This window comes from Parageobacillus thermoglucosidasius (assembly GCF_001295365.1).
GTDB classification, from domain to species: Bacteria; Bacillota; Bacilli; order Bacillales; family Anoxybacillaceae; genus Parageobacillus; species Parageobacillus thermoglucosidasius.
In genome coordinates, this window is the sequence record NZ_CP012712.1 from 3,754,512 (window position 1) to 3,772,868 (window position 18,357).

The window sequence follows — 18,357 nt, forward strand, 5'->3', positions numbered from 1 at the left end:
TCACCACCCTTAAAAAATTTGCTCCTATTAGGCGTTTGTCCAGTCCGCATTCTCCCTAATTCCATACACTATGAAAGAAAAATGAAGAAAGGAGATTGGCCCATAATGAATTATTATTATCCTCCAATAACAGATGATTATCGTCAACAACCAACTCAACCTTTTGGTCCTGGCTTTCCAGGAGGTTTCCCAGGAGGCTTTGGAAACATTCAGCAACGGCTCGAACAGATCGAGCGGACGTTAGAGCGGCATAATGATCGTCTCAATCGTCTTAATCGCCGCTTGCAGCGCGTTGAGCGCCGGCTTGGCTTTCAGACAACGGAAGGATTTTAATCTTTCAAAAAAGAAGGCGGACTACATCGCCTTCTTTTCTTTTCTGCGCTGCAAAAAAGCAAACCGATTTCCAAACAGTGAAACAAGCAGCCCTGACCGGTCGCTGAAAAAGAAATACACCGCGGCGCCGATAAGCGCGGTAATCGCGACAATAACGATTGATTCCGCCGTTCCGCCATGATAATGAAGCACCGATTTCAAAAGCATCTGTACAATCGCCGCAAAAACGGACATCAGCGCCGTTAACATTGCCATAAAAATAGTGCGACGTATGACAAACCGATACCGGTAGTTGGTGTATTTTTTTATAATCCATAAATTAAAGGCAACCGAAACGAAATAACCTAACATCGTTGCCAATATCGCGCCGATGGTCGCGAATTTTGTTATCAGAAACGTATTGAGAGAAAGCTTGACAAGAAGCCCCAACGTTAAGCTGACGACCGAAAAACGTTGTTGATTAATGCCTTGCAGCACGGCTGCCGTCACGGAAAACAAGGCGAACAAAATGGCGGTCGGCGCATACCAGCGCAGCACTTGCTCTCCAAGCGGATCATAGCTATAAAACGCAGCATAAACCGGGCCTGCAAGAACCGCCATGCCGGCAACAGCAGGCAATGTTAAAAACATTAATACTTGAAACGTTTGATTTAAATATTTCCGCAACGATTTTCTATCTCTTTCGACATACGCCTTTGTTATCGTCGGAATCAGCGTCAAACTAAATGATGTCGCCAGTGTTACGGGAATAATGACAATTTTCTGCGCCCACATATTAAAAACGGAATAAGCATGCTCGGAAATTTTCCCAAGCCCTATGTTCGCCATCGCATGGTTGAAGGTAAACTGATCAACTAGCTGGTAAAGCGGCATCGCCAGGCCGACAAAAACGAACGGCGCCGCATAAAAAAACAATTCTTTGTACATCTCTTTCAAAGAAAGCGCCACTTGTCCGCGATCCCTCTTTAACAAATTGTCAAGATGCGGCTTCCGCTTCCACCAATACCAAAGGAGAATGGCAAGTCCGCCGATGGCGCCGACAAAAGCGGCAAATGTCGCCACACTGACAGCGGTGACGAGAGAACCTTGCAGCACGCGCAAAACGATGTAACAGCCAATCAGCAAAAAGGCGATGCGGACAATTTGTTCCACCACTTGCGATAGCGCTGTTGGCCCCATCGATTCATGCCCTTGGAAAAACCCGCGGATTAAGCTCATGACGGGAACGATAATCAGCGCAAAACTCACCGCGCGAATAACTGTCACAACGTCATCAATAGAATTGACATTGGTGCGTTCATCAATGACAAACGGAGCAATCCACGGAGCAATCGTATATAAAACAAGGCATGAAACAACGCCAGTGATGATCATTAACCGCAATCCCGAACGAAATAGCGTATAACCAATGCGATACTCTTCCAACGCATTATACTTCGACACAAACTTGGAAACCGCCAGCGGCAACCCTCCTGTAGCGAGGCTAATGAAAATTTGGTATGGCACATATCCATACCCGTAAAGCGCGCCGCCTTGTTCCCCCACAAGCTGATAAAACGGAATGACGTAAATTAAACCAAGAATGCGCGACAACATGACGCCGACCGTTAAAATAAACGTCCCGCGCAACAATTTCGATGTAGACATATGATCCCTTCCCTAATTGATCGCATTGAAAATGATAACTACGTTATTTTATCATATTTTTGATAAGGTCGAGAAATTTCCCCCGCTCCATTATATATAATACGGAAAGGATAGTGAAGAAAATGGCGTATGAAGTTGTTGTTATCGGGGGAGGCCCGTCGGGAATTATGGCGGCAATTGGCGCTGCTGAACAAGGAGCGAAAGTGCTTCTTATCGAAAAAGGGAACAAGCTTGGGCGGAAACTTGCCATTTCTGGCGGCGGGCGATGCAATGTAACAAACCGGCTCCCTGTCGATGAAATCATTAAACATATTCCTGGGAACGGACGGTTTTTATACAGCGCTTTTTCTGAATTCAATAATGAAGATATTATCCGCTTTTTTGAACGGCTTGGCGTGCAGCTAAAAGAGGAAGATCATGGCCGCATGTTTCCGGTAAGCGATAACGCGCAATCTGTCGTGCAAGCGCTAGTAAACGAGCTAAGACGGTTGCATGTAGAGATCCGGCTTAACACGCCGGTGGCCGACGTAGAGTACGAGCAAGGAAAGGCGGTAGGCGTAACGCTAAAAAGCGGGGAATTCATCGGCGCGAAAGCCGTTGTCGTCGCCGTTGGCGGCAAATCGGTCCCGCAAACAGGCTCGACCGGAGACGGCTATGCTTGGGCGGAAAAAGCGGGGCATACGATCACCGAGCTGTTTCCGACCGAAGTGCCGATAACATCGAACGAGCCGTTCATTCAAGAACGGACGCTCCAAGGATTATCGTTGCGCGATGTCGCTTTAAGTGTTCTAAAACCAAACGGAAAACCGATCATCACCCATCAGATGGACATGCTGTTTACGCATTTCGGCATTTCCGGCCCCGCTGCCCTTCGCTGCAGCCAATTTGTCGTCAAAGCGTTAAAAAAATACGGGACTAATTCCGTCATGATGAGCATTGACGCGCTTCCTGAGCAAAATCAAGAAGAGTTGTTCCAGCAGATCGCCAACGCATGCAAAGCAGAGCCGAAAAAGGCGATAAAAAATGTCATCAAGGGCTTGCTTCCAGAGCGATATATGTTATTTCTGCTGGAGCGAAGCAACATCGAGCCGCAAACACCGGCCGGAATGGTTGCACATGAAAAAATCCGGACATTCGTTCACCAATGTAAACAATTTACGTTTCACGTTCACGGCACGCTGCCATTAGAAAAAGCGTTCGTCACCGGCGGAGGTGTGTCTGTCAAAGAAATTCACCCGAAAAAAATGGCTTCGAAATGGATGGAGGGGCTTTATTTTTGCGGAGAAATTTTGGACATTCACGGCTATACGGGAGGATATAACATTACAGCAGCCCTTGTCACCGGAAGGCTTGCCGGAGTGAACGCGGCATTGCACGCAATGTCTTTCCGGACCTAACGAACTTCGTTAGGTCCGGTAAATGATCATTGCCGAAAAGCAATAAATTTGCTCTCCTTCGGATTCCATCATCGCGACATCATATTTCACGTCAATCAGCTGCCCTTCTTTCAGCCCGGACAAAAAGGCATTCACCGCCCGTTCTAAATCTTTTTCATGCTCTTCGTCGAACAGCTTCACTTTATACATTGTTACGCCCCCTCCTTATTATCGCCGCCCCTCATTAACTCATTTCTTTTACAAAGAAAAAATTCCTTTCGCTCTCTTCCTAAAAAAAGAGAAATCTCTCCGCTGATAAAAATGATCTTTCCTGCGGCGTAAACGCCTGCTTCACAGAAACCGCCGCTTGGCTTGTTGACTAGCAGATAGAAGGGAAGCGGCACAAAGCTAGCTTAAGTCCGGCGTTAGCATGAAATATTGTGTGAGTGGTGACCAAACGCGTTGCATTTAATTAACGCTGATTTAGCCGCATCGATATTTTTCGTTAATTACATCTCCACTTTTTATGTTTTATGCAAAATCATCTATTGGGCAAAAAGGATGGGAAACAAGGAAGATATCCCCGTTTTTCATTGATTATATATGATAAAAGCATTGGCCTGTTTCCATGTTGAAACAGGCCAATGCTTTTCTTAGCATGAACCATCTTTCCTCTTAGTTATCACAATTATGGCATTACTGTTTCGGGATGGTATCCCCTTCCCATTCGAGCATGCCGCCGACCATATTGCAGACGCGATAGCCTAATTCTTGCAAATAGCGGCAAACATTTTCGCTGCGCCGCCCGGAGCGGCAGACGAAAATGTACTCTTCCTCTTTATTGAACTCATCAAGCCGGCTCGGAATGTCACCCATTTTGATATGTTTTGCGCTTGGAATCATGCCAAGCGCCACTTCTTCGTCTTCACGCACGTCGACGATGTTCAGCTTTTCGCCGCGGTCCAGTTTTTCTTTTAATTCCGCCGCGGTAATTTCTTTAATCTCTCCCATCGTTAAATCTCCTTTCCATCATACGTCCCCCGCGAAAGGGGGACGTCTTTCATCAGTTTGCCACAATGTTGACTAATTTTCCCGGCACTGTAATCACTTTGCGCACTGTTTTTCCTGCGATATGTTCTTGCACTTTCTCGTCTTGCATCGCTGCTTGTTCCAGTTCTTCTTTCGACAGATCTGCGCGCACATGCAGTTTTGCTCTTACTTTTCCGTTCACTTGCACAACAATTTCGACTTCCTCTTCGACTAATTTTGCCTCATCGTACGTCGGCCATGGCTCATATGCGATCGTATTGTTATGGCCGAGCTTTTCCCATAATTCTTCTCCGATGTGCGGGCAAACCGGCGACAATAATTTCACAAACCCTTCCATATACTTTTTCGGCAATACCGGTGCTTTATATGCTTCATTGATAAACACCATTAGCTGCGAAATCGCCGTATTAAAGCGAAGCGCTTCATAATCTTCCGTTACTTTTTTCACCGTTTGGTGATAAACGCGCTCAAGCGTATCCGTTTCCGGATTGTCAACGATTTTCGGATTCAACTCGCCATTTTCATCGACAAACAAGCGCCAGACGCGTTCCAAGAAACGGCGCGCTCCGTCCAATCCTTTTGTCGACCAAGCGATCGACGCTTCCAGAGGCCCCATGAACATTTCGTATAAGCGGAGCGTATCGGCGCCGTGGCTTTCGATAATATCGTCCGGGTTGACGACATTTCCTCTCGATTTGCTCATTTTTTCATTGTTTTCCCCAAGAATCATTCCTTGGTTAAATAGTTTTTGGAACGGCTCTTTTGTCGGCACAACGCCGATATCGTATAAAAACTTATGCCAGAAACGCGCATACAATAAGTGAAGCACCGCATGCTCTGCCCCGCCGATATAAACGTCCACCGGCAGCCATTTTTTCAATTTTTCCGGATCAGCAAGCTGTTTGTCGTTATGCGGGTCAATATAACGCAAATAATACCAGCAGCTTCCTGCCCATTGCGGCATTGTGTTCGTTTCACGCCGCCCTTTTTTGCCTGTTTTCGGATCGATGACATTGACCCATTCTTCAATATTCGCAAGCGGCGATTCTCCCGTGCCTGACGGTCTTATTTGATCCGTTTTTGGCAGTTTTAATGGGAGTTCTTCTTCCGGCACCGGTGTCATTGTCCCGTCTTCCCAATGGATGATCGGAATCGGCTCGCCCCAGTAGCGCTGACGGCTGAACAGCCAGTCGCGGAGGCGGTATGTGACTTTCTTTTGTCCTTTTCCATTGGCTTCAAGCCATTCAATCATTTTCTTGATCGCTTCTTCTTTGTTCAAACCGTTTAAGAAATCGGAGTTAATATGCTCGCCGTCGCCCGTATACGCTTCTTTCGCAATATCGCCGCCGGCGACGACTTCTTTGATTGGCAAGTTAAATTTTTTCGCAAATTCATAGTCGCGCTCATCGTGTGCCGGCACGGCCATAATCGCACCAGTGCCATAGCTCATTAACACATAATCAGCAATCCAAATCGGCAGCTTCTCGCCGGTGACTGGATGAATCGCATATGCGCCGGTGAACACCCCTGTTTTTTCTTTCGCCAAATCCGTGCGCTCAAGATCACTTTTGCTTTTAATGGCATCTAAATATGCCTCTACTGCCGCTTTTTGCTCCGGAGTTGTAATTTTTTCGACAAGCGGATGTTCCGGCGCCAATACGGTATATGTCGCGCCAAATAAGGTATCCGGGCGGGTCGTAAAGACCGTGAACGTTTCATTGTGGCCATCCACTTCAAAGCGAATTTCCGCGCCTTCTGAACGGCCGATCCAGTTTCGCTGCATTTCTTTGATGCTTTCCGGCCAATCCAATTCTTCTAAGTCTTCCAAAAGGCGGTCTGCATACGCCGTAATGCGGAGCATCCACTGTCTCATCGGCTTGCGGATGACTGGATGGCCGCCGCGCTCGCTTCTGCCGTTAATGACTTCTTCGTTGGCAAGCACCGTTCCTAGCGCCGGGCACCAGTTGACCGGAACTTCATCAATATAAGCTAACCCTTTTTCATATAGCTTCAAAAAAATCCATTGTGTCCATTTATAGTAATTTGGATCAGTCGTGTTGATTTCCCGGTCCCAGTCGTATGAAAATCCTAATGATTTAATTTGCCGGCGGAACGTATTAATGTTTTTCTCGGTAAATTCCGCGGGGTCATTTCCGGTATCAAGGGCATATTGCTCCGCTGGCAAACCGAACGCGTCCCATCCCATCGGATGAAGCACGTTATAGCCTTGCATTCGTTTCATCCGCGCTAAAATATCTGTTGCCGTATAGCCTTCCGGATGGCCGACGTGCAGCCCTGCGCCGGACGGATACGGAAACATATCCAACACGTAAAATTTCGGCTTGTCATCGTCATCAACTGTTTTAAATGTTTTGTTTTTTTCCCAATAATCTTGCCATTTTTTCTCGATTTCGCGATGATTAAAGCTCATTGTCTTTCCTCCTGTCTTTTTGTCATATGAAATCATTGCCAATCAAGACACGTACGAAAAAACCCCCCATCCCAAAAAGGGACGAGAGGTGAAAATTCCCGCGGTACCACCCTTATTAGCACGCGACGGCGCACGTGCTCACTCTCATCATTAACGCAGATTCACGGCGGACATTACGAGGCGAAAGCCGCTCATGCCCGCAACTCCGAGGCGAGTTCGTGAACAAACTTCGGTTGACTCGCACCAGCCGTCAACTCTCTGTTGCCCGTTTTGTTCACTACTACTCCTCTTCACCGTTATTTCCAATATTGTTCGTGATAATATTTTAAAAAATTTGTCGGTTGATTGCAAGTAGCGGAAAATAGAGCTTATATGCTGTATATGCCATTTTTATCCGCATGCAGCTAGTTATCCGTCTATTTTATGCCACATTTCCGGCGGATTAAGCTCATAGATGCCGTTTTCGCGATACATGTAGTTATTGATAATAAATTCGCGGCGAATCGTTGCATAATCTTCATGGAATTTTTTTATGTACTCATTTATTTCTTTTTCTGTATACCGTTTTCCCGGCTTCAACCCTTTCAGCATATGCTCAAGGACAATCAACTTCTTCTTTCTTTGCGCCGGAATGTTTTTTAAACGGCCTCCGCTTGTAAAAAAATTGTCGATCACTTTTTGGCGCTCTGCGGCTTTTTCTTTCATTTCTTTTTTCACCTCGTTTTGTTCCGCCAAATCAAGCAATGCGCTCGCGTAATGCTTGATGACAGACGGCTGTAAGTAAAAATAAATGATGTTTCCGTCGCGTCGTTCATAAACGATGTTCACGTCACGGAGCTTGTTAAGATGATGGGTGATCGTCGCTGGAGTTAATCCAAGTTTTCCGGCGATGGCTTGGCCATGCAGCGGCCCTTGTGAAAGCAGTTTTATAATGCGGAGACGCGTTGGGTCACCAATTGTTTTAAAAAATGCCACTAAACGCTGAAGCTGCATAGCAGCCCTCCTTATATTTGATAACCATCTAATTAGATATATATCTAATTAGATGGCCATTGTCAACCTTTAGCAAACAAAAAGCGGAGCAGAGGGCATGTCTGCTTCTATGGCAGCCGTTTGCTTCATCCTTATTTCCGGCCATAAGCGAAAGCACAGAAAAGAAACTAACGCGGCCAACATCATCAACCGGATTATATATTCCTCCGACCAAATTTCTAACTGCACCGCCTGCCCCGGAATTCAGCATAATCACCACTCCAGCGGCGGAAATGATTGTTCAAGCCGCTTATGAACGCAATCGCATTCAGCAGCATAAAGTGAATCGCAATAAAAAAGAGCTTGCCAATCCGGCAAGCTGTTCTTCTACTCCACATGCTGCTTCGCTTTTTGCGGCTGCCCTCCTGTTTGTTCATACGCTTTTTTTGCTTGTTTTACTGGGTCAGCCTCTTTTCCTAATTCGATGTCATGATTATGGGTGCCATTTCGCGTTTTTTGTTCCGGGTTGTTTTGCTTCGAACGTTTTTTCACAACGCGCTTCCTCCTTAATGATTGAGCAAAATCATGTCGTTTTGCAATTGCTGCAGCTGCAGGCGCATCCGGTGCAATTGTTCGCGCTGTTGCGCATTGCAGCTAAGCGCCAAATGCGCTAAATCATTCACCGCGTTCTCCAGCATTTGCTGCGCTTGTGCATATTCCATGTCATTGTAATGCTCTTGCTTTTGCGCCTCTGTATATTGCTCTTTCGCATAACGGATGACATCTTCGCAATGCTGCAGGAATTCATCGACCGATTGCCGCGTTGCCATAATTATTCCCTCCAACCGTATAATCATTTGTCTCCTTTTTTAATGTGCGCATTTTATTTGGCGGATATCACGTCAATGATTGGCAACAGTCGATTTTTCCAGCCAATCATGTTACAATGCTAAAATGATATGATGTTAAAAGGAGGGAGCTGTTTTGAAACAGCCCAACCCATTTCCATATACAAACGATCATAAACGTTACCATACATGGAACTATCATTTGCGGCAAACGTTTGGCCATAAAGTATTTAAAATCTCTCTCGATGGCGGTTTTGATTGTCCAAACCGCGACGGGACGGTTGCCTATGGCGGCTGTACGTTTTGCAGCGCGGCGGGATCAGGCGATTTTGCCGGCAACCGTGCAGATGACCTTGTTACCCAATTTAATCAAATGAAAGAAAAAATGCATAAGAAATGGAAAAACGGAAAATATTTAGCTTATTTCCAAGCGTTCACGAATACACACGCTCCCGTAGACGTATTGCGGGAAAAATACGAAACTGTCCTAAATTTAGACGGAGTTGTCGGGCTGTCCATCGCCACACGCCCGGACTGCCTTCCAGACGATGTTGTCGAATATTTGGCAGAGCTGAACGAGCGCACGTATTTATGGGTGGAGCTCGGGTTGCAGACGGTCCACGAGCGGACAGCGCTGCTGATCAACCGCGCCCACGATTTCCAATGCTTTGCCGACGGAGTTGAAAAACTGCGCAAACGCGGGATCCGCGTGTGTGCGCATATTATTAACGGCCTGCCGCTCGAAGATTACGATATGATGATGGAAACAGCGAAAACGGTGGCAAGCATGGACATTCAAGGGATCAAGATCCATTTGCTTCATTTATTAAAAGGGACGCCGATGGTTAAGCAATACGAAAAAGGCCTAGTCCGATTTTTGTCATTTGAAGAATATGTCCACCTTGTTTGCGATCAGCTGGAAATTTTGCCTCCGGAAATGATTGTGCACCGCATTACAGGAGACGGGCCAATCGATTTAATGATCGGACCAATGTGGAGTGTCAACAAATGGGAAGTGTTAAACGCGATTGATGCCGAACTCGAACGCCGTGACAGCTATCAAGGAAAGTACTACAAAAAAGAAGTGGTGAAACAATGAAATTAGCGAAAATTCTCCCTTTTACGAGAACATTAATGGATCTTGCCGTAAACGAAGGGGATATCGCCGTCGACGCCACGGTGGGAAACGGACATGATATGCTTTATCTGGCACAGCGCGTGGGAGAATCCGGCCATGTGTTTGGCTTTGATATTCAAAAAGAAGCGATTTCGGCAACCTCCGCCCGCCTTCAAGAACATAACATGTTACAGCGGGTGACGTTATTTCAAGCAAGCCACGATCAACTGATCGAAAAAATTCCCGCTCATTATCATGGCCGCATCACCGGAGCGATGTTTAATCTCGGCTACTTGCCGGGCGGCGATAAACGGATTGTAACAAAACCGGATTCCACGATCCGCGCCATTGAGCAATTGTTGCAAATTATGGCGAAAGAAGGAATCATCGTCATTGTCGTTTATCATGGCCATCCGGAAGGCGCCATCGAACGCGACGCGCTTCTTCACTACACAAAGGCGATAGACCAAAAACGGGCTCACGTATTAAAATATGAATTTATCAACCAAATGAACAACCCGCCTTTTATTATCGCGCTGGAAAAACGATCATGAGGCTGCCCTCTAATTGGAGCAGCCTCTTTATTTGGCGATGGAAGAACGCTTTTTTTGCCATAACCGATATGCTTTTCCATTCCAATAAAAAAACCAAGAAACGATGCCGCCAGCCCGGATAAGCCTTTTCGCAAGACGGCGCAGCTCTTTTTGTTTCTTCACTTTTTCATCAGATAAATATAAGCCGAGCAACCCGCGGTGAATAAGGCGGTGAAATGCCCCGTGCGGCAATTCGCTCACATGGCGGTCCGCCTCTTCAATAAAATGGCAGAACCGTTCCAGCAAAACAGACTGGTTCGGATAATAAAAGCAAAAATTCAAATCTCCTTCTTGACGATCTTCTTCTTGATCAATAAAGTAATCAAGCAAAATGTGCAGACCTTGAATATATGGAAAATAACCGTCGCGTATTTGTTTTGCCATTTTCTCATGAAACGTTTCGGCAAACGCGTAAGCAACTAAACAAAAAATGCCAAGCGTTGAGCCGGAACAAGCGGAAAACTCATACCATTCCATCGGCGGAAGCTGATCTTTATATTGCTTGAACCACTTTTCGAGACGAGGGACGCGTTCTTCAACATCCACATGTTTATGTACTTGCAAATCACAATAATATCCAGCCAATTCATGCAAAAACGGCATAATTTTATCGTAATGCGTTACTTTCTTTAAAACGCTTTGGCATGTCCGGACAAGGTCATGTAAATAACCGCCATCATCTTGTTCTTGGCGATGCCGGTAATAATTCGAAACACCCGCATCAACCGTCAAGGCATCAGGCATCGATTCATGAAGAGCGCGAAAATCGAGCGGATCTAAAGAAGTGCTTCGATCACACAAATTATCTAGGTAATCGCTGATTGTTTGATAGGCGACAATAAAACGAATGCACTCTTCCATTTTTTCTCCTGCCAACAGCGATAAAATGGAGCCGCCCTCACAGTGGAACGTTTTTGTTTCAATGCTCGCCAACGCTTGTTTGCGAAGTTCCGCGTCTGGAATATTTTGTGCTTTTTGTTTCCAATATGCCAGTTCGCGATGCACAACTGGAAAAACGTCGCGATATACTTTTTTCATAAGAGTGATCGGATGTGTCGGGATTTTCAACTGGCTCACCTCAGATGCGTTTGCGTTATCTAACGATACAGTCGGCATTGTGTATCTAAAAACGATTTTGCGTATAAGAAAACATCTTCTCGCTCCGGTTCATTAAAAATTTCATGGTACAATTGGTTCCATTCTTTATACACTTTTTCCGATATCGGCAAACGATCGAACCATTCTTTTACGGCTGTTTTATCGACAATTTTATCGTCTCCGCCCTGCATCAGCAGCAATGGAATGTCAGGAAATCGCTGAATACGGCGGGAAGCCAATTCCATCGCCTTTATTAGTTCGCGGTACCAACGGACAGATACTTTCGTCACATAAAGTTCATCTTGTTTTCCCGCCTCATGTACTTCTTTATTTCTTGTCGCCAATTCGACAGACAATCCCGAATCGATTAAAAGGGATGGTGCAATATGATTCAATACTCTTGATAACATATCAAGCCCTTTTGACGGATACGACACAAGCCCTAAACATGGGGAGGACAAAATAACCCCTTGCACAGGAAGCTTTTTTTCTTGCAACGTGCGGATGGCGATAAGCCCTCCCATGCTATGTCCGAGAAGAAACACTGGTACATGAAATTGTCTCGCTTCTGTGATCCAATCAGCCACCTCATTAATATATTCATCGAACGACAGAATATGTCCGCGTTTTCTTCTCGTTGTCCGCCCTTGTCCAGGCAAATCGCCTGCGACCACATGATAGCCGCTTTTTACCCACTGTTCGATCAGCCATTTATAACGTCCATGATGCTCTGCTGCTCCGTGGACAATCACAACTGTTCCTTTCCCTTCATTTGCCTCCCATGTCCACATCGTGCAATCTCCTCCGTTTACGAATCATGCCGCTATCTGTACAATAATAATACCGAACCATTTTATAAAAGGAAAGGGAAGAAGCGTATGATTTATCCTTATAAAGGAAAATCTCCGAAAATTGCGGAATCTGCCTTTATCGCCGATTACGTCACCATTACCGGTGACGTGGTCATCGGGGAAGAAACAAGCATTTGGTTTAATACGGTTATTCGCGGCGATGTCGCGCCAACGATTATCGGCAATCGCGTCAATATCCAAGATAACTCAATTTTGCATCAAAGTCCAAATAATCCGCTTATCATTGAAGACGACGTAACCGTCGGCCACCAAGTCATTTTACATAGTGCCATCATCCGAAAAAACGCTTTAATCGGCATGGGCTCGATTATTCTCGATGGTGCGGAAATTGGCGAAGGAGCGTTTATCGGCGCCGGAAGCCTTGTCCCGCAAGGAAAAAAAATTCCCCCGCACACGCTCGCGTTTGGCCGCCCCGCTAAAGTTATTCGTGAATTAACGGACGAAGATGTCCGCGAGATGGAGCGAATTCGCCGCGAGTATGTTGAGAAAGGGCAATATTATAAATCGTTGCAGCAAGATAAACAATAATGGAAACGCCGAGCAGACCGATTCGCTATAACGGGATATTAACCAAGTTATTTAACGGGCCGCAGACAGAGAAAATAAAAAAGCGGTGAAATCTGATTGTTTGAAATACATGGATGCAAATAGGAAGACAGGCATCGCCTAGCCTCCGATTAAATAGGCTGGGAATGCCTGTCTTTTTTATATAGGCGAAAAAAATCATACTTCTTTTCAATATAGACTTGATGCCAAACCATAAATGCTAGCACGGTCCAAATTTTGCGGCTATGATCCGCCTTATTGGCGCAATGCTCTTCTAACAGACGATATAACACGTCTTTATGGAATAAATGTTCAGTTTCGCTTTCTTTGATAATCGTTTTTGCCCAATCATACATTTCATTTTTCAGCCAATGGCGAATCGGTACCGGAAAACCAAGCTTTTTGCGATGAAGAACATGCTCCGGGACAATGCCTTCTGCCGCTTTGCGCAAAATATATTTCGTTGTATTATTGGCCGTTTTCATTTCCGGCGGAATTTTTGCCGCCACTTCAAAGACAGCCTTGTCTAAAAATGGGACGCGCAATTCCAATGAATGTGCCATCGTCATTTTATCCGCCTTCAGCAAAATATCCCCGCGCAGCCACGTATGGATATCGATATATTGCATTCGATTCACCGGCGGGTAATGGGTTGTCTCTTCATAAAACGGGCGGGTTATCACTGTATATTCCAACCCATGTTTGTACGGTTTCAACAATCTTTCCTTTTCTTCTTCGCTATACATTTTCGCATTTCCAATGTAACGTTCTTCCATCGGAGTTAATCCGCGCTCAATAAAGCTTTTTCCTTTAACCCCTTCCGGAAGCATAGAAGCGATGGCGCGCAATGCAGGCTTTACCACATCAGGAATTAGCGCAAACACTTTTAATGACTGCGGTTCGCAATAAATGTTGTACCCGCCAAATAACTCATCTGCTCCTTCCCCAGAAAGCACAACCGTTACATGCTTTCTCGCTTCACGGGCGACGAAATAAAGCGGAACAGCTGCTGGATCAGCAAGCGGATCATCCATATGCCACATAATCTTTGGCAATTCTTCCATGTATTCTTCTGGCGAAATAACATAGCTAATGTTTTCGACTCCTAATTTTTCCGCTGTTTCTTCCGCAACCGCTATTTCGTTAAACCCTTCCCATTCAAAACCGACCGAAAAAGTCTTTATGTTCGGGTGGAATTGCTTAGCAATCGAAACGATCAGAGAAGAATCAATGCCGCCCGATAAAAACGCACCAACCGGCACATCACTGCGCATATGAACACGTACAGAATCAAATAAAACATCGCGAATCTCTTTCACTAATTCGTCTTCTGATTTCCATACAGGATGAAAGCCCGCTTTCCAATAACGATGCACCGTTAATTTTTCGCCGATTTTCTTTTTGATATAATGACCTGGCTCCAACTTTCTAATACCAACAGACATCGTCATTGGTTCAGGCACATATTGGAATGTTAAATAATGCTGAAGCGCATCATAATGAAGAACATCCTGTTCCATTGCATGCAAAATGCTTTTCTTTTCCGAGGCAAAAAACGTCCGCCCCTCTTCCTCTAAATAGAAAAACGGCTTAATGCCGAATGGGTCGCGCGCGGCAAAAATGGTTTTTTCTTCTTTATCCCAAATGACAAACGCAAACATGCCGCGAAGCTTCTCTACCGCTTTTTCTCTTTCGGCGCTGTAAAGGGCGATAATGACTTCTGTATCCGAGTTGGTGGTGAATTCATATCCTTTTTCTTCTAACTCGTTCCGAAGCTCCAGGTAATTGTAAATTTCACCATTAAAAATAATCCAATACCGCTCATTTTCATAAGAAAGCGGCTGCCGGCCTGCTTCCAAATCGATGATGCTTAAGCGGCGGAATCCGAAATGGACATATTCATCAAAATAATACCCTTGATCATCCGGGCCGCGATATGTAATCATATCATTCATCTCTTCGAACGTGTTCTGCCATTGTTCGTCTGGCATTTTCGGCTCATCATGAACGCATCCGATAAACCCGCACATGTTTTGTTCCACCTACTCCCTTAATCCCCATTAGTTATACCATACATAATAGGACTATAACATTTTATTTACTTTTTTGAAACAATTGTTACTAATATTTTTCTAATATTTTTTTTTCGTTACAATCATCCTTGATTCGGCCAAAAAAAGAGAGCTACATCACTGTAACTCCCTTTTTCATATTATTATTGTTTCGCTAACGCAAGAGCTTGCTCTTTCAATGTTTCCGCTTTGTCTGTACGTTCCCACGGAAGATCGATGTCCGTGCGTCCGAAATGGCCATAAGCCGCTGTTTGTTTATAAATCGGACGGCGCAAATCCAACATTTTAATAATGCCGGCTGGGCGAAGATCAAAATTGTTGCGCACCACTTTAATTAAAATGTCTTCCGACACTTTTCCGGTACCGAATGTATCAATGGAAATTGACACCGGTCTTGCAACGCCGATCGCATATGCCAGCTGCACTTCGCATTTATCCGCCAGTCCCGCGGCAACGATATTTTTCGCCACATAACGCGCTGCATAAGCTGCGGAGCGATCTACTTTTGTCGGGTCTTTTCCAGAAAACGCGCCGCCGCCGTGACGGGCGTAGCCGCCATACGTGTCAACGATAATTTTACGCCCTGTTAAACCGGCATCCCCTTGAGGTCCGCCGATGACGAAACGGCCTGTCGGATTAATGAAATATTTTGTGTTTTCATCGATCAGTTCTGCTGGCACGACTGGCTTAATGACGTGCTCTTTAATATCGCGTTCAATTTGTTCTTGCGTAATTTCCGGATGATGCTGCGCTGATACAACGATAGTGTCGACGCGCACCGGTTTGTCATTTTCGTCGTATTCTATCGTTACTTGTGTTTTGCCGTCTGGACGCAAATACGGCAAAATGTCTTGTTTGCGCACTTCTGCCAAACGGCGGGCTAAGCGATGTGCCAAAGAAATCGGAAGCGGCATTAATTCTTCCGTTTCATTGCAGGCAAACCCAAACATTAACCCTTGGTCTCCAGCGCCGATCGCTTCAATTTCCTCGTCAGTCATCTGACCTTCGCGTGCTTCTAATGCCTTGTCGACTCCCATCGCGATATCCGGAGACTGCTCGTCAATCGATGTCAAGACGGCGCAAGTATCTGCATCAAAACCGAATTTCGCGCGGGTATAGCCAATCTCGCGGACTGTATCGCGAACGATTTTCGGGATATCCACATATGTCGATGTCGTAATCTCTCCGCTAACAAGCACAAGCCCAGTCGTAACGCTCGTTTCGCAGGCAACGCGGGCATTAGGGTCTTTCGCCAAAATGGCGTCTAAAATCGCATCGGAAATTTGGTCACAAATTTTGTCAGGATGACCTTCCGTTACAGATTCCGAAGTGAATAAACGTCTTTTTTTGGACATTCGTCAGTTTCCTCCTCTTTTCATAATCGAACATCGAAATTAGCAGCATCTCCACAAACTGCCAGTGATACGGTACTCATTCCCTATTTATACTATTTATACATATAAAAAACCTTTCCTGTAACGGTGAGGAAAGGTCATTGCAATCGTATTGCTCCTTTCACTCTTATCGTTCAAGGACGCTGCCTTGCCACAGGTTAGCACCATTTCACACATTTCAAGTTGTGACGGTTGCTGGGTTTCATCGGGCCTGTCCCTCCACCAACTCGGGATAAGAGTATCCGTTCAATGAGTTATCATATCGTAATTAAATAAAGAAAGTCAACAAAATTAGACAAATTTTTTATAGACAAAAATAAGCAAAAGAAATTACTGTAAATAGTATGGACTAATAACAAAAATGTGTTATACTATTTGCAGGTATTATAAAAACAAAAAGGCAGGTTTTGGAGATGGGGATTGCGAAAATGACAAATAAACTTTCTTTATTATTACAAAAACCAAACGCATTCCACAATTTGTCGGTAGCTCAACTCGTGGAAAAAATATTGCAACGGAATGAGGGAAAATTAACTGCGACTGGCGCGGTGGCAGTAACGACTGGCAAATATACGGGCCGCTCCCCGAAAGATAAATACATTGTCGAAGAAGCGGCAACGAAAGAAAAAATCGATTGGGGAACAACAAACCAGCCGATTTCTGAAGAAGTTTTCGAAAACTTATACAATAAGGTGCTCGATTATTTAATGAAAAAAGAGGAAATATTTGTTTTCAAAGGATTCGCCGGCGCTGACCCAAAATACCGCTTACCTATCCAAGTTGTTAACGAATTGGCATGGCACAATTTATTTGCCCACCAATTATTTATTCGTCCGACAGCGGAGGAGCTGGATGCACACGAAGCAGAGTTTACCGTTATTTGCGCGCCAAATTTTAAAGCAGATCCTGCTGTGGATGGAACGAGATCGGAAACGTTTATTATTATTTCTTTTGAACGGCGGGTCGTGTTGATTGGCGGAACAGAATATGCCGGAGAAATGAAAAAGTCGATTTTCACTGTGATGAATTACCTGCTTCCAGAACAAGGAATTTTGTCAATGCATTGTTCAGCAAATGTCGGCAAAGAAGGGGATGTCGCATTATTCTTTGGCCTGTCCGGCACAGGAAAAACGACGCTTTCCGCCGATCCAAACCGCCGTCTCATTGGCGATGACGAGCATGGCTGGTCGAACCGGGGCATCTTCAATATCGAAGGCGGATGCTACGCAAAATGCATCAACTTATCGCGGGAAAAAGAACCGCAAATTTTTGATGCGATCGGATTCGGTGCAGTGCTTGAAAACGTCATTATCGATGAACATACGAGACAGCCGGATTATGATGACGCCACATTAACGGAAAATACGCGCGCCGCTTACCCAATTCAGGCGATTCATAATATCGTTGATCCGAGCATCGCCGGTCATCCATCGACAATTATTTTCTTAACGGCGGATGCATTCGGGGTATTGCCGCCGATAAGCAAGCTGACTCGCGAACAAGCGATGTACCACTTCCTAAGCGGTTATACAAGCAAATTGGCGGGCACAGAGCGCGGCATCACTTCTCCGCAAGCGACATTTTCCACTTGCTTTGGCGCGCCGTTCTTGCCGCTTCCGGCTGTTAAATATGCGGAAATGCTCGGCAAAAAAATCGCTGAACATAACGTGCGGGTGTTTCTCGTTAACACAGGATGGACCGGTGGAGAGTACGGGGTCGGTAGCCGCATGAAGCTTGCTTACACCCGGGCAATGGTGCAAGCTGCTGTCGAAGGCGAGCTGGACAATGTCGAAACAGTGAAAGAGCCTATTTTCGGTTTAGAAATTCCGATTCATATTCCTGGCGTGCCAGATGAAGTGCTGCAGCCACAAAATACGTGGGCCGATAAACAAGCATATGAGCAAAAGGCAAAAGAGCTTGCCGCAAAATTCCGGGAAAACTTCCAAAAATTCAAGCATATCGCCCCGGAAATCGAAAAACTTGGTGGCCCAATCGCATAACATTGAAG

Annotated in this window: 17 protein-coding genes, 1 riboswitch and 1 other annotated feature; of the genes, 6 read left to right on the forward strand and 11 right to left on the reverse strand. The window is 45.3% G+C overall.

The genetic code is table 11. The features are described 5' to 3' along the window. The first annotated feature begins 105 nt into the window (after positions 1–105). A complete protein-coding gene (locus AOT13_RS18505) occupies positions 106–333 on the forward strand; it encodes a hypothetical protein (RefSeq protein WP_042384417.1) in 228 nt (75 codons plus the stop codon). 21 nt (positions 334–354) lie between these two features. Here AOT13_RS18505 and AOT13_RS18510 read toward each other — a convergent pair whose 3' ends face one another. Beyond that, on the reverse strand, positions 355–1,980 hold the full coding sequence (locus AOT13_RS18510) for a putative polysaccharide biosynthesis protein (RefSeq protein WP_003248546.1): 1,626 nt from the start codon (positions 1,978–1,980) through the stop codon (positions 355–357). Between the two features lie 122 nt (positions 1,981–2,102). Between AOT13_RS18510 and AOT13_RS18515 the strand changes: the two genes are divergently transcribed. After that, complete coding sequence (locus AOT13_RS18515; RefSeq protein WP_003248543.1) at positions 2,103–3,377, forward strand: BaiN/RdsA family NAD(P)/FAD-dependent oxidoreductase; 1,275 nt, start codon at positions 2,103–2,105, stop codon at positions 3,375–3,377. 9 nt (positions 3,378–3,386) lie between these two features. Here the strand turns inward: AOT13_RS18515 and AOT13_RS18520 are convergent, their stop codons facing one another. The 6 genes from AOT13_RS18520 to AOT13_RS18550 form a co-directional block, all read right to left on the reverse strand. Continuing rightward, positions 3,387–3,566: a sporulation protein Cse60 gene (locus AOT13_RS18520; protein WP_013400217.1), complete on the reverse strand. Its 180-nt coding sequence runs from the start codon at positions 3,564–3,566 to the stop codon at positions 3,387–3,389. A 486-nt stretch (positions 3,567–4,052) separates the two neighbouring features. After that, positions 4,053–4,367 (reverse strand): rhodanese-like domain-containing protein, encoded by a 315-nt coding sequence (locus AOT13_RS18525; RefSeq protein WP_003248540.1) that lies wholly within the window; start codon positions 4,365–4,367, stop codon positions 4,053–4,055. A gap of 52 nt (positions 4,368–4,419) precedes the next feature. Then, complete coding sequence (gene leuS, locus AOT13_RS18530) at positions 4,420–6,837, reverse strand: leucine--tRNA ligase (protein ID WP_003248538.1); 2,418 nt, start codon at positions 6,835–6,837, stop codon at positions 4,420–4,422. Between the two features lie 74 nt (positions 6,838–6,911). Further along, positions 6,912–7,140, reverse strand: a binding site (T-box leader). A gap of 105 nt (positions 7,141–7,245) precedes the next feature. Next, the gene (locus tag AOT13_RS18535) at positions 7,246–7,830 is read right to left on the reverse strand and encodes a DUF2087 domain-containing protein (protein ID WP_003248537.1); all 585 of its coding nucleotides are present in this window, start codon (positions 7,828–7,830) and stop codon (positions 7,246–7,248) included. A gap of 366 nt (positions 7,831–8,196) precedes the next feature. Next, complete coding sequence (locus tag AOT13_RS18545) at positions 8,197–8,361, reverse strand: hypothetical protein (protein ID WP_013400215.1); 165 nt, start codon at positions 8,359–8,361, stop codon at positions 8,197–8,199. A 14-nt stretch (positions 8,362–8,375) separates the two neighbouring features. Beyond that, positions 8,376–8,639: a YtzC family protein gene (locus tag AOT13_RS18550; protein ID WP_003248534.1), complete on the reverse strand. Its 264-nt coding sequence runs from the start codon at positions 8,637–8,639 to the stop codon at positions 8,376–8,378. A 154-nt stretch (positions 8,640–8,793) separates the two neighbouring features. On the opposite strand from AOT13_RS18550, the gene mnmL reads away from it, so the two are divergent. After that, positions 8,794–9,756, forward strand: a complete 963-nt coding sequence (mnmL, locus tag AOT13_RS18555) for a tRNA modification radical SAM protein MnmL/YtqA (protein ID WP_003248533.1) — start codon at positions 8,794–8,796, stop codon at positions 9,754–9,756. Then, positions 9,753–10,328, forward strand: a complete 576-nt coding sequence (gene mnmM, locus AOT13_RS18560) for a tRNA 5-(aminomethyl)-2-thiouridylate-methyltransferase MnmM (RefSeq protein ID WP_042384412.1) — start codon at positions 9,753–9,755, stop codon at positions 10,326–10,328. The genes mnmL and mnmM overlap by 4 nt, the downstream gene beginning before the upstream one ends. Positions 10,329–10,355: 27 nt before the next feature. Here the strand turns inward: mnmM and AOT13_RS18565 are convergent, their stop codons facing one another. Both AOT13_RS18565 and AOT13_RS18570 read right to left on the reverse strand, forming a co-directional pair. Further along, entirely contained in the window at positions 10,356–11,435 is a 1,080-nt protein-coding gene (locus AOT13_RS18565) for a tetraprenyl-beta-curcumene synthase family protein (protein WP_003248528.1), read from the reverse strand. A 29-nt stretch (positions 11,436–11,464) separates the two neighbouring features. Continuing rightward, positions 11,465–12,256 (reverse strand): alpha/beta hydrolase, encoded by a 792-nt coding sequence (locus AOT13_RS18570; RefSeq protein WP_003248527.1) that lies wholly within the window; start codon positions 12,254–12,256, stop codon positions 11,465–11,467. An 87-nt stretch (positions 12,257–12,343) separates the two neighbouring features. Here AOT13_RS18570 and AOT13_RS18575 point away from each other — a divergent pair, with 87 nt between their 5' ends. Then, the gene (locus tag AOT13_RS18575) at positions 12,344–12,865 is read left to right on the forward strand and encodes a gamma carbonic anhydrase (RefSeq protein WP_003248525.1); all 522 of its coding nucleotides are present in this window, start codon (positions 12,344–12,346) and stop codon (positions 12,863–12,865) included. 149 nt (positions 12,866–13,014) lie between these two features. Here the strand turns inward: AOT13_RS18575 and asnB are convergent, their stop codons facing one another. After that, entirely contained in the window at positions 13,015–14,913 is a 1,899-nt protein-coding gene (asnB, locus tag AOT13_RS18580; RefSeq protein ID WP_003248523.1) for an asparagine synthase (glutamine-hydrolyzing), read from the reverse strand. Positions 14,914–15,098: 185 nt separating this feature from the next. Next, the gene (gene metK / locus AOT13_RS18585) at positions 15,099–16,310 is read right to left on the reverse strand and encodes a methionine adenosyltransferase (protein WP_003248521.1); all 1,212 of its coding nucleotides are present in this window, start codon (positions 16,308–16,310) and stop codon (positions 15,099–15,101) included. 163 nt (positions 16,311–16,473) lie between these two features. Beyond that, a riboswitch (SAM riboswitch) is annotated at positions 16,474–16,588 on the reverse strand. Between the two features lie 174 nt (positions 16,589–16,762). Here metK and pckA point away from each other — a divergent pair. Further along, positions 16,763–18,349: a phosphoenolpyruvate carboxykinase (ATP) gene (gene pckA, locus AOT13_RS18590; protein ID WP_003248519.1), complete on the forward strand. Its 1,587-nt coding sequence runs from the start codon at positions 16,763–16,765 to the stop codon at positions 18,347–18,349. Positions 18,350–18,357 lie beyond the last annotated feature (8 nt).